Here is a 12,248-nt window from a genome sequence, read left to right on the forward strand (position 1 = left end):
CTTACTTATTCTCCAGAGACTCTTTTGCCTCTTTCGCCACCACCTGAATACCGAGTTCGCTCAGCGATGCCGGGTTAGCGAAGCTTGGCGCTTCGGTCATCAGGCAAGCGGCTGCGGTCGTTTTCGGGAAGGCGATAACGTCACGGATATTATCGGTACCGGTCAGCAGCATGGTCAAACGGTCGAGGCCAAAAGCCAGACCCGCGTGCGGCGGGGTACCGTATTTCAGCGCGTCCAGCAGGAAGCCAAACTTCTCGCGCTGCTCCTGCTCGTTAATGCCCAGGATGCCGAACACGGTCTGCTGCATCTCACCGCTGTGAATACGCACGGAACCGCCGCCCACTTCATAGCCGTTGATGACCATATCGTAGGCGTTGGCCACCGCGTCTTCCGGCGCGGCTTTCAGCTCGGCGGCGGACATGTCTTTCGGCGAGGTGAACGGATGGTGCATCGCGGTCAGGCCGCCTTCGCCGTCGTCTTCAAACATCGGGAAGTCGATCACCCACAGCGGCGCCCATTTGTCTTCGTCGGTCAGGTTCAGGTCTTTGCCCAGCTTCAGACGCAGCGCGCCCAGCGCGTCGGCGACCACTTTTTTGTTATCCGCGCCGAAGAAGATCATATCGCCATCCTGCGCGCCGGTGCGCTCAAGGATCGCTTCAACGATGTCGGCGTTGAGGAATTTAGCCACCGGGCTGTTGATGCCTTCAAGGCCTTTCGCCCGCTCGGTTACTTTAATATAGGCCAGCCCTTTCGCGCCGTAGATCTGGACAAACTTACCGTATTCGTCGATTTGCTTACGGGTCAGCGCAGCGCCGCCCGGTACGCGCAGCGCGGCAACGCGCCCTTTGGCGTCGTTAGCCGGGCCGGCGAAGACGGCGAATTCCACCGCTTTCACCAGATCGGCGACGTCCACCAGCTCCATCGGGTTACGCAGGTCTGGTTTGTCAGAACCGTAGCGGCGCTCGGCTTCGGCGAAGGTCATGATCGGGAAATCGCCCAGATCCACGCCCTTCACTTCCTGCCACAGGTTGCGCACCAGCGCTTCCATGACTTCGCGCACCTGCCCGGCGGTCATGAAGGAGGTTTCCACATCGATCTGGGTAAATTCCGGCTGACGGTCGGCACGCAGGTCTTCGTCGCGGAAGCATTTAACGATCTGATAGTAGCGGTCAAAACCGGACATCATCAGCAACTGCTTGAACAGCTGTGGAGACTGCGGCAGCGCGTAGAATTTCCCTTTATGCACGCGGGATGGGACCAGGTAGTCGCGCGCGCCTTCCGGCGTGGCTTTGGTCAGCATCGGCGTTTCGATGTCGAGGAAACCGTGGTCATCCATAAAGCGGCGCACCAGGCTGGTGATTTTCGCACGGGTCTTCAGGCGCTGCGCCATTTCCGGACGACGCAGGTCCAGATAGCGATATTTCAGACGCGCTTCTTCGGTATTGACGTGGTTGGAGTCCAGCGGCAGCGCTTCAGCGCGGTTGATAATCGTCAGATCCGATGCCAGCACTTCGATGGCGCCGGTGGCCATATCACTATTGATGTTTTTTTCGTCACGCGCGCGCACGGTACCGGTGACCTGGATGCAGAACTCATTACGCAGTTCAGAGGCCAGCTTTAATGCGTCGGCACGATCCGGATCGAAAAACACCTGTACGATGCCTTCGCGGTCACGCATATCGATAAAGATAAGGCTACCGAGATCACGACGACGGTTGACCCAACCACACAGAGTCACTTGCTGCCCTACGTGGGACAGACGAAGCTGCCCGCAATATTCTGTACGCATGAGATATCCCTTAACTTAGCCGCAGGCGGATTGTTGCCTGTCTTGCAGGCGACGAGGTCGCAGCTTTAGCTGATGTCACAACTGAATGAAAAAAGGCGGCTATTATACTGGAAATTATGGCGCACGATAAGCCCGGCGCAGCGCGCAGCGTTGCTTTGCTGCGCGCTTATTGCTTGTACTCACAAAAATTAACAAAATTTGTTACCCTCGGGCGAGATCGGCAACGGTATTGTAGCGACCTGACAACAGAAGAAGATACGGGGATATCATGTTAGAACTCAATGCAAAAAAAACCGCGCTGGTGGTTATAGACCTGCAGGAAGGCATTTTACCGTTTGCCGGCGGCCCGCATCGGGCTGACGACGTGGTTGAGCGCGCCGCGAGTCTGGCCAAAAAGTGCCGCCAGCAGGGTTCCCCGGTGGTCATGGTTCGCGTTGGCTGGTCGGCGGATTTCGCCGAAGCGCTGAAGCAGCCGGTCGATGCCCAGGCAGGCGCCCATACGCTACCGGAAAACTGGTGGACCTATCCGCTGGCGCTGGAAAAGCAGGAGAGCGACATCGAAGTCACCAAACGCCAGTGGGGAGCCTTTTACGGCACCGACCTGGAGCTGCAGCTTCGCCGTCGCGGTATCGATACGATTATCCTGTGCGGTATCTCAACCAATATCGGCGTCGAATCGACGGCGCGCAACGCCTGGGAGCTGGGCTTCAATCTGATTCTCGTTGAAGACGCCTGCAGCGCAGCAACGGCTGAACAGCATCAGGGCAGCATGACGCACATCTTCCCGCGTATTGCCCGCGTGCGCAGTACCGAGGAGGTACTTGCCGCGTTATGATCTATATTGGGCTTCCCCAATGGGCGCACCCGAAGTGGGTGCGCCTGGGTATCACCAGCCTTGAAGAGTATGCCCGCCATTTTAACTGCGTGGAGGGCAACACGACCCTGTACGCTTTACCAAAAGCTGAGATTGTCAGCCGCTGGTATGAACAAACCCACGATGATTTTCGCTTCTGCTTCAAGTTTCCGGCCACCATTTCGCACCAGGCATCGCTGCGCAACTGCGACGACTTAAGCCACGAGTTTTTCACCCGCCTGGCGCCGCTGTCATCGCGCATTGGCCAATACTGGCTGCAACTGCCGGCCACGTTCGGCCCTCGGGATCTTCCCGCGCTCTGGCAGTTCCTCGACAGCCTGCCGCGCGAATTCAGCTACGGCGTTGAGGTAAGGCATCCGGAGTTTTTCGCCAAAGAGGAAGCGGAACAACAGCTCAATCGCGGGCTGCATCAGCGAAACGTCAACCGCGTGATCCTGGATAGCCGTCCGGTTCATAGCGCCGTCGCCCGCAGCCCGGCGATGCTCGATGCACAAAGAAAGAAGCCAAAAGTCCCCGTCCATGCGCTGGTGACGGCCCACCATCCGATGGTGCGTTTTATCGGCAGCGATGACATGGCGCAAAATCGTGAGCTGTTTAGCGTGTGGTTACGCACGCTGCCAAAATGGGCGCAGACAACCACGCCGTACTTATTCCTCCATACCCCGGATATCGCCCAGGCGCCGGAACTGGTCGACACCCTGTGGAGCGATCTGCGCGCCGCCCTACCGGAAATAGGGGCGGCACCTTCAATTCCGCAGCAAACCTCTCTTTTCTGATATCCTGCTATCCTCAATTGAGCCACCGGAAGCGATAAAAGGGAGTTTTGAGTATGGTCAGCGCGCTGTATGCGGTTTTAGGTGCGTTATTGCTTATTAAGTTTTCCTGGGACGTTGTACGACTGAGGACGCAATATCGCGTTGGCTACGGCGACGGCGGTTTTAGCGAACTGCAGGTTGCTATACGCGTGCACGGGAACGCGGTGGAATATGTTCCCATTGGCCTGATTCTGCTGCTGTTTATGGAAATGAACGGCGCGCAGACCTGGATGGTCCACGTCTGCGGTATTTTACTGATCGCCGGGCGCCTGATGCACTCCTATGGCTTTCATCATCGTCTCTACCGCTGGCGTCGTTCCGGCATGAGCGCGACGTGGTGTTCGTTGTTGCTGATGGTGCTGGCGAACTTCTGGTATATGCCCTGGGAGTTGGTTTTCTCCGTCCGTTAGCGCACAATACGCCGTTTTCGATTTTTCGGGTTTAACGTTATGTCTCACCGCGATACGCTTTTTTCCGCGCCGATTGCCAGTCTCGGCGACTGGACCTTTGATGAACGGGTTGCTGAAGTCTTCCCGGATATGATCCAGCGCTCTGTTCCCGGCTATTCCAATATCATTTCCATGATCGGCATGCTGGCGGAACGTTTCGTTCAGCCGGATACCCAGGTTTACGATCTCGGCTGCTCGCTTGGCGCAGCCACGCTGTCCGTGCGCCGCAATATTGCGCATGCCGGCTGCAAAATCATCGCCGTTGATAATTCGCCGGCCATGGTCGAACGCTGCCGTCGCCATATTGACGCCTATAAGGCGCCGACGCCGGTCGAAGTGATTGAAGGCGATATTCGCCACGTCACGATAGAAAACGCCTCGATGGTGGTGCTGAACTTCACCATCCAGTTTCTCGAACCGGGCGAACGCCAGGCCATTCTTGATAAGGTCTATCAGGGGCTCAATCCGGGCGGCGCGCTGGTGCTGTCGGAAAAATTCAGCTTCGAAGATGACAACGTCGGCGAACTGCTGTTCAACATGCATCATGATTTCAAACGCGCCAACGGCTATAGCGAGCTGGAAATCAGCCAAAAGCGCAGCATGCTGGAAAACGTGATGCTCACCGATTCCGTCGAAACCCACAAAGCGCGCCTGCGCAAGGCCGGTTTCGAACATGCCGAACTGTGGTTCCAGTGCTTTAACTTCGGATCGTTAATCGCCGTAAAATCCGGGGACCAGGCATGATTGATTTCAGCAACTTTTATCAGTTGATTGCCAAAAGCCCGCTGTCGCACTGGCTGGAGACGCTGCCCGCTCAGGTGGCGGCCTGGCAGCGTGACGCGCTGCACGGGAAATACCGGGAATGGGAGCGGGCCGTAGAGTTTCTGCCCGAGTTTTCGCCCTACCGACTGGATCTGCTGCATAGCGTTACCGCGGAGAGCGAAACGCCGCTGGGCGACGGTCAGCGTCTGCGGATTGAAAACCTGCTGAAGAATCTGATGCCGTGGCGTAAAGGACCCTGGTCGCTTTACGGCGTGAATATCGACACCGAATGGCGTTCCGACTGGAAGTGGGAACGCGTACTGCCGCACCTTTCCGACCTCACCGGACGTACCATCCTTGATGTCGGCTGCGGCAGCGGATACCACATGTGGCGGATGATTGGCGCCGGGGCTCGTCTGGCGGTGGGCATCGATCCCACCCAGCTGTTCCTTTGCCAGTTTGAAGCGGTGCGAAAGCTGTTGGGCAACGATCAGCGCGCGCATCTGCTGCCGCTGGGCATTGAGCAGCTTCCGGCGCTGAACGCCTTTGATACCGTCTTTTCGATGGGCGTGCTGTACCACCGCCGCTCCCCGCTCGATCACCTGTGGCAGCTCAAAGATCAGCTGGTTCCCGGCGGCGAGCTGGTGCTGGAGACGCTGGTCGTCGAGGGCGACGAAAATACCGTGCTGGTGCCGGGCGATCGCTATGCGCAGATGCGCAACGTCTACTTTATCCCTTCTGCCGCCGCGCTAAAGCAGTGGCTGGAGAAATGCGGGTTTATCGATGTACGCATCGTCGACGCCTGCGTGACGTCCACCGAAGAGCAGCGCCGCACCGAGTGGATGACCACCGAGTCGCTGGCCGACTTCCTCGATCCGCAGGATAGCAGCAAAACCCGCGAAGGCTACCCTGCCCCGCTGCGCGCGGTGCTTATTGCCACCAAACCGGAAACAGAACAGTCGCTGGCGGCGAAAAAGCGGGCCGACAAGCAGCCTGGCTAACGCGTTTTCAGGATAAAAAAAGGCCCCTGTTTAATGGGCAGGGGCCTGGTACGGGCAATCATCATATTGGGCGACATGATGTGCAGCAAAAAACGGTTTATCCCCGTCATACTTCAAGTTGCATGTGCGTTGGCTTTGTTACTCGGCTCATCCATGAGCCTCGCCCTTACGGGCCGCCGGGATACGGCGTTCAAATCTGTTCCAGACAGATTTGTCGCTCACCCCAGTCACTTACTTGAGTAAGCTCCTGTGGATTCCCTGCGTCGCCGCCTTCTCGCAACTCGAATTATTTAGGGTTTTAATCTCTCTGTGCGGAAATAATCTTCTTCATTTCCGCTACCGCTTCGCCATTGACGGCGTAGCGTAAGTATTCATCTGCTTCGGCATCCGTAGACATCGACAGCCCGGGATTGCGAAAGCGCATCGGGGACGGTAACCACTGGCCTGCCGAGGAGTGCACCTCTTTTACCCCTGCCTGCAAAAATAGCGGCAGGTTGGCGGCGCGGACGCCTGCACCGGCCATAATAATAGGAGTATCGCTTTGGGAAATAAGTTCCCTGATTAATGAAATTCCTTTTTCGGCTGAAGACTGCTGGCCCGAAGTCAGGATACGCTGAACGCCGAGTTCAGCCAGCTCAGCGCTGGCCTGGCGCGGGTCGGCGCACATATCAAAGGCCCGATGAAAGGTGACGGCCAGGGTTCCCGCCGCCGCCATTATTTTTTTCATTCGCGCCCTATCCACCCGACCGTCGGCGTCCAGAACGCCGATCACCATGCCGGGAAAACCGAGATCCTTCACCGCGGCCACATCATCAAGCATCGCGGCAAATTCGCCGGCGGTATAGCAAAAATCACCGCCGCGCGGGCGAATAATCGGATGAACGGGAATGGTCACCGCTTCACGCACCGATTTCAGTACCCCCAGCGAAGGCGTCAGCCCTCCCTCCTGCGGCGCGGCGCATAGCTCGATGCGATCGGCGCCCCGGCGCTGGGCCTCCAGCGCGCACTCCATGCTGTAACAACAGACTTCCAGTAAGGTCATTCTTCTCTCCGTCGATAGGGCAGGCACTACAGAATGTCACGATTTCTTCCGGCAGACGCCGCGTCGCTTCACACTGTTATCGTTCAGCGTGTTCGCTGGCGACAATTTGCTCAATCGACCACGGGTGAAATTTGATCGTCACTTTGCCATCCGTTACCGCCAGGGTCGGATTCGGTAAACGCTCACGCTCTCCTTTCGGCGCGCTGGTCTTCACAAAAATGCCCGGCTGGCCCAGCCCTTCATCGGAAAGCAGCGCCAGCGCGCGGGTATTGAGCGTTTCAGGATCGCCCGGCAGAACGATTTCAATATGCTCCCAGCCTTCATGCGGATAGCGCTTTTCGCCCGGCCACGGCAGTTCAACAACGCTAAAACGCCAGTGCGCCACGACCACCGGCTCATCCAGCCTGAACAGGCAGATGGGTCGACCGTTAATAACATTTTCCGACAGCAGAGTAGCGCATTGTTCAAAGCCGCGACGCCAGCGCTCCACCGTAGCGTTCTGGTGACAGCGCAGGGAAATATGGTCGGCGTCATGGGGCGTAATATCGAGACCGAGCCGGTGAGCAAGCGCGTTCAGCGCCTCGGTAAAGCGCGGCAGGTCCGCGGAAATATCGTTCAGTTCATCTATCTGCTGCCAGTTCGCCATCGTAAGCCTCGGTACTCGCTAAAAAGCGCTAATCTATCGCGTTTTCCGCGACCGACCAACCGGCAATCGCCGGCAGCGTCCCGCGAACGGTTATTCGTTGAGCGCGAGGCTCAGCAACCTCCGCGCGGTGCTGACGCGTGGGTGCAAATGCAGTATACTCCTGCCCTAATTTGTCCACATTCCCGCGCCGCCCCATCAGGGTGACGGCGTGTTAACGTAAGGTGTTTCGGTGAATATTCAGGCTCTTCTCTCAGAAAAAGTCAGTCAGGCCCTGATCGCGGCAGGCGCGTCTGCCGATTGCGAACCTCAGGTCCGCCAGTCAGCAAAAGTCCAGTTCGGCGACTATCAGGCCAACGGCGTGATGGCCGTTGCCAAAAAACTGGGCATGGCGCCGCGACAACTTGCAGAGCAGGTACTGTCTCATCTCGATCTGAGCGGGATTGCCAATAAGGTAGAGATCGCCGGCCCTGGCTTTATTAATATTTTCCTCGATCCGGCCTTCCTCGCGGAAAACGTCAGCAGCGCGCTGAAATCGGAACGTCTGGGCGTGGCTCAGCCGCAGGCGCAGACGGTGGTCGTCGATTACTCCGCGCCGAACGTGGCGAAAGAGATGCACGTAGGCCATCTGCGTTCCACCATTATTGGCGACGCCGCGGTGCGTACGCTGGAGTTTCTCGGCCATAAAGTGATCCGCGCTAACCACGTGGGCGACTGGGGCACCCAGTTCGGCATGCTCATCGCGTACCTGGAAAAACAGCAGCAGGAAAACGCCGGTGAAATGGCGCTGGCCGACCTCGAAGGTTTCTATCGCGAAGCGAAAAAACACTACGATGAAGATGAAGCCTTCGCCGAGCGCGCGCGCAGCTATGTCGTTAAGCTGCAGGGCGGCGACGAGTACTTCCGCGAAATGTGGCGCAAGCTGGTCGACATCACCATGTCGCAAAACCAGTTAACCTATAACCGCCTCAACGTTACCCTGACCCGCGACGACGTGATGGGTGAAAGCCTCTATAACCCGATGCTGCCGGGTATCGTTGCCGATCTGAAAGCCAAAGGTCTGGCGGTAGAAAGCGAAGGCGCGACCGTGGTGTTCCTTGATGAGTACAAAAACAAGGAAGGCGAACCGATGGGCGTTATCATCCAGAAGAAGGATGGCGGCTATCTCTACACCACCACCGATATCGCCTGCGCAAAATACCGTTACGAAAACTTGCATGCTGACCGCGTGCTTTACTACATCGACTCTCGCCAGCACCAGCACCTGATGCAGGCGTGGACCATCGTGCGTAAAGCCGGCTACGTACCGGATTCCGTCCCGCTGGAGCACCACATGTTCGGCATGATGCTCGGCAAAGATGGCAAACCGTTTAAAACCCGCGCCGGCGGTACCGTGAAGCTGGCCGACCTGCTGGACGAAGCGCTGGAGCGCGCACGCCGTCTGGTGGCGGAGAAGAACCCGGATATGCCCGCCGATGAGCTGGAAAAACTGGCGAACGCGGTCGGGATCGGCGCGGTGAAATATGCCGACTTGTCTAAAAACCGCACCACCGACTACATCTTTGACTGGGACAACATGCTGGCCTTTGAGGGCAATACCGCGCCTTATATGCAGTATGCCTATACCCGCGTGCTCTCCGTGTTCCGCAAGGCGGATATCGATGAAAGCGCGCTGGCGGCGGCGCCGGTGGTCATCACCGAAGAGCGCGAAGCCCAGCTGGCGGCCCGTCTGCTGCAGTTTGAAGAAACCCTGACGGTCGTCGCGCGTGAAGGCACGCCGCACGTGATGTGTTCTTACCTGTACGATCTGGCGGGTCTGTTCTCCGGCTTCTACGAGCACTGCCCGATCCTGAGCGCCGAAAGCGAAGAGACGCGCAACAGCCGCCTGAAGCTGGCGCTGCTGACGGCGAAAACGCTGAAGCTGGGTCTGGATACCCTGGGTATCGAAACCGTAGAACGGATGTAAAAACAAACCCGGCGAAAGCCGGGTTTGTTTTATAACGCCTGATGGCGCCACGCTCATCAGACCTGCAGCATCATTGTAGCCCCGGTAAGCGTAAGCGCCACCGGGGAAATTCCGCCCTTCTCAGAAATACTTCCGCAGATACTCCGTCAGGCACAGGATCGCCATCGCCTGGCCATACGGCATCGACGTCAGCGGAATGTCGCGATAAAAATCCAGATTCGAACCCATGCCGGTACCGAACGACGTTTGCAGCAGCTCCCCTTGCGCTGAAATATTCTGCACGATGCCGCGAATCGCTTTTTCCGCAACCTCCGCATACGCCTGGCTCACGTAGCGCTTGCGCACCGCTTTGAGGATCCCATAAGCAAAACCGGCGGTCGCCGACGCTTCCAGATAGGAGTCAGGATCGTCAAGCAGCGTATGCCACAGGCCGCTATCGTCCTGACAGCGTGCCAGCGCCGCAATCTGCGCATTCAGCACCTGCACCAGATAACGCCGTACCGCGCTGTTCTCGGGTAAATCCACCAGCTCCAGGAAATCCGGAATAACGATAGTCAGCCAGCTATTGCCGCGGGCCCAGCGAGCGTGGGCGAAATTATGCCGCCCCTCATAGCTCCAGCCGTGAAACCACAGGCCGGTCTCACGGTCCATCAGATTCTGCACGTGCAGCAGAAACTGATATACCGCTTCCTCTACGTATTGCGGACGATTAAGCAGCTTGCCGATTTTCGCCAGCGGCAGAACCGTCATCATCAGCGTGTCGTCCCACATCTGCTGATGATTCTCTTCCGCCAGGGTGATGTGCTGCATGCCGCCAGACTCAGTGCGCGGCATTTCGTTCATCGCCCACTCCGCCCAGCTATCGAGCCAGGGCAGATACGCGGGGTTGCCCGTCTCTTCGTAGCGGTAAGCCAGGGTGAGAAACGGCGCCATGGTGTTAACGTTTTTGGTGGTCGCGCCTTCGGCAAAGCGGTCGGCAAACCAGCCATCAATAATGTCGCGCATCGCCGTATCGCCGGTCTGCTGGTAATACTGATAAATACCGTACAGGCCGACGCCGTGAGTCCACTCCCAGCCGTTCCACCCTTTGGTGTCGATAACGCGTCCGTCGTCCAGCCGCAGTAAAAATTGCCCGCTTTCGTCCTTAATGTTGACCAGATTGTGCGTCACCTTCTGAATCAGCGCCTGCAGTTCATTGCGGGCGATAAAACGCTCCGGCTGGCGCAGTAGTGGGCTATGTTTGACAGGCCAAACTTTCATATCCTTAACCTCTGTTATATGTCGAATTCATGGCTGAACGCGGCTTCAGCGCTGGCGCGGCGGGTTTATTCCGATTCAGATAACCAATATTGTTGTTTCCCCACAGGGCGTCGTACGGCATCCCGGCCAGCATCTCCACCACCTCACGATCCCCGGCGCTGGCCAGTTCTGGCTGAGCGCGGCCGGATTCACGCATTTTCAGCGTTTCCGCGCGCAGGACGCTGTGGGTTTGCAGATTGAGCTTAAAGCGCAGGGAAACGAGGAAACCGCAGGCCAGCACCAGTAAGGTGCCCACGCTGAGGATCAGCAGAATGGTATGGCTCACTTCATAGGGCTGCGTTTTCTGTCCGGAGACAAAGCCCGACATCTGCATGATGATCCCCACCAGCATCACCGCTCCGGCCTGGGAAGCTTTACGCGTCAGGGTCATGATCCCGGCAAAGATGCCTTCGCGGCGCTGGCCGGTGATCACTTCGTCCACGTCGGCAATATAGGTGTAGGTGTTCCACGGAACGTAGTTGATGCCGCCGCGGCCCAGGCCCGCCACCGCGGATATCAGCAGCAGCAGCGAATAGACATCGCTGAGGCCAGCGTAGTACAGCACCGCGTAAGAGAGCGAACTCAGGCCGAACAGCACCACCACCATGCGGTACGATGGCGCCGGCCCGAAGCGAATACACAGCGGGATCATGGCGATAACCGCAATAAACTGGAAGATCGCCATGGTTCCGAGCAGGTTAGAAGCCATTGAGGCTTCCTGCATCAGGACAAACACCACATAGTAGGTAAAGACCGCATTGAAGACGTCCTGGGCGATATAGCCCCCCAGATACATACCCAGATGCTGACGGAAAATTTTAATGCGCAGGGTCGAACTTAACTCAATGAACAGGCGGTTAAGACTCTGCGACAGGCTCAGGTTCTGTTTCTCCTCTTCGGCGCGCAGCGCGGCCTCCGTCCACTCTTCACGCGGGCGTTCCCAGGTAAAGAACCAGACGAAGGTCAGCATCATGGCGCACAGCACCGAGAACACCAGGCTGGCATAGAAGAAAGAAACGGCGTTGTCCTTACCAAAGATAGTCAGCAGAACGCCCGGCAGGAAGGAAGCCAGAATCGCCGACATCTGCGCCATAGAAATACGCGCGCCGGAGAATTTGGTTTTCTGTTTAAAATCATCGGTCATTTCCGGTACCAGCGTTTCATACGGCACCAGAATCATGGTGTAGACAATATCAAAAAGAAGATAGGTCAGCAGGTAGTACCAGAACCCCATATCCCCTACCCACATGATGGAGTAGCTAAACACGCAGGGGATGCCGAGCAGGATGAAGAACTTACGCCTGCCAAAACGTTTCCCCAGCCAGGTTGAGCCAAAGTTATCCGTCAGAAAGCCCATCAGCGGACTGATTACCGCATCCAGAACCCTGGCGGTGGCAAAAATAAGCGTCGCCTCGATAGGGGAAAGGCCGCAAAAGGTGGTGTAGAAGTAGAGCAGCCATGCTGCTGTGAGTGCGGTCGTTCCCGCACCAAGGAAATCGCCCGATCCATAGGCAAGGTAGTTAACCAAACCGATTTTACGTGTTTTCATCGCCGTAAATCCTGTGTCTTTTTTTAGAGAACTCCGAACCGCGTTTTGGCCCATTCAGC

11 protein-coding genes are annotated in these 12,248 nt (G+C 57.3%); 6 read left to right on the forward strand and 5 right to left on the reverse strand.

The features are described from left to right. Position 1: 1 nt before the first annotated feature. Positions 2-1,789: an aspartate--tRNA ligase gene (gene aspS, locus FQK12_RS04870; protein WP_004852140.1), complete on the reverse strand. Its 1,788-nt coding sequence runs from the start codon at positions 1,787-1,789 to the stop codon at positions 2-4. A 268-nt stretch (positions 1,790-2,057) separates the two neighbouring features. On the opposite strand from aspS, the gene FQK12_RS04875 reads away from it, so the two are divergent. From FQK12_RS04875 to cmoB, 5 genes are read left to right on the forward strand one after another with little or no spacing between them, the layout of a single operon-like run. Further along, a complete protein-coding gene (locus FQK12_RS04875; protein WP_009652068.1) occupies positions 2,058-2,624 on the forward strand; it encodes a hydrolase in 567 nt (188 codons plus the stop codon). After that, positions 2,621-3,439 (forward strand): DUF72 domain-containing protein, encoded by an 819-nt coding sequence (locus tag FQK12_RS04880; protein ID WP_014229856.1) that lies wholly within the window; start codon positions 2,621-2,623, stop codon positions 3,437-3,439. The genes FQK12_RS04875 and FQK12_RS04880 overlap by 4 nt, the downstream gene beginning before the upstream one ends. 53 nt (positions 3,440-3,492) lie before the next feature. Next, entirely contained in the window at positions 3,493-3,888 is a 396-nt protein-coding gene (locus FQK12_RS04885; RefSeq protein WP_004122068.1) for an MAPEG family protein, read from the forward strand. 39 nt (positions 3,889-3,927) lie between these two features. Then, entirely contained in the window at positions 3,928-4,671 is a 744-nt protein-coding gene (cmoA, locus tag FQK12_RS04890; RefSeq protein WP_009652021.1) for a carboxy-S-adenosyl-L-methionine synthase CmoA, read from the forward strand. Then, positions 4,668-5,690, forward strand: a complete 1,023-nt coding sequence (gene cmoB, locus FQK12_RS04895) for a tRNA 5-methoxyuridine(34)/uridine 5-oxyacetic acid(34) synthase CmoB (protein WP_004852151.1) — start codon at positions 4,668-4,670, stop codon at positions 5,688-5,690. Before cmoA ends, cmoB begins: the two co-directional genes overlap by 4 nt. 298 nt (positions 5,691-5,988) lie before the next feature. On the opposite strand, the gene cutC is transcribed toward cmoB, so the two are convergent. Beyond that, positions 5,989-6,732, reverse strand: a complete 744-nt coding sequence (cutC, locus tag FQK12_RS04900; RefSeq protein WP_014229858.1) for a copper homeostasis protein CutC — start codon at positions 6,730-6,732, stop codon at positions 5,989-5,991. Positions 6,733-6,808: 76 nt separating this feature from the next. Further along, positions 6,809-7,378, reverse strand: a complete 570-nt coding sequence (locus tag FQK12_RS04905; RefSeq protein WP_014229859.1) for a VOC family protein — start codon at positions 7,376-7,378, stop codon at positions 6,809-6,811. Positions 7,379-7,607: 229 nt separating this feature from the next. Between FQK12_RS04905 and argS the strand changes: the two genes are divergently transcribed. Further along, positions 7,608-9,341: an arginine--tRNA ligase gene (gene argS, locus FQK12_RS04910; protein ID WP_009652018.1), complete on the forward strand. Its 1,734-nt coding sequence runs from the start codon at positions 7,608-7,610 to the stop codon at positions 9,339-9,341. 120 nt (positions 9,342-9,461) lie between these two features. Here argS and FQK12_RS04915 read toward each other — a convergent pair whose 3' ends face one another. Both FQK12_RS04915 and FQK12_RS04920 read right to left on the reverse strand, forming a co-directional pair. Beyond that, positions 9,462-10,601, reverse strand: coding sequence for a glycoside hydrolase family 105 protein (locus FQK12_RS04915; RefSeq protein WP_014229860.1), 1,140 nt, complete (start codon positions 10,599-10,601; stop codon positions 9,462-9,464). Between the two features lie 4 nt (positions 10,602-10,605). Then, positions 10,606-12,189, reverse strand: coding sequence for an MFS transporter (locus FQK12_RS04920; RefSeq protein WP_009652039.1), 1,584 nt, complete (start codon positions 12,187-12,189; stop codon positions 10,606-10,608). Between the last annotated feature and the right edge of the window lie 59 nt (positions 12,190-12,248).

This window comes from Klebsiella sp. ME-303 (assembly GCF_007910085.1).
Taxonomy (GTDB): Bacteria; Pseudomonadota; Gammaproteobacteria; order Enterobacterales; family Enterobacteriaceae; genus Klebsiella; species Klebsiella michiganensis.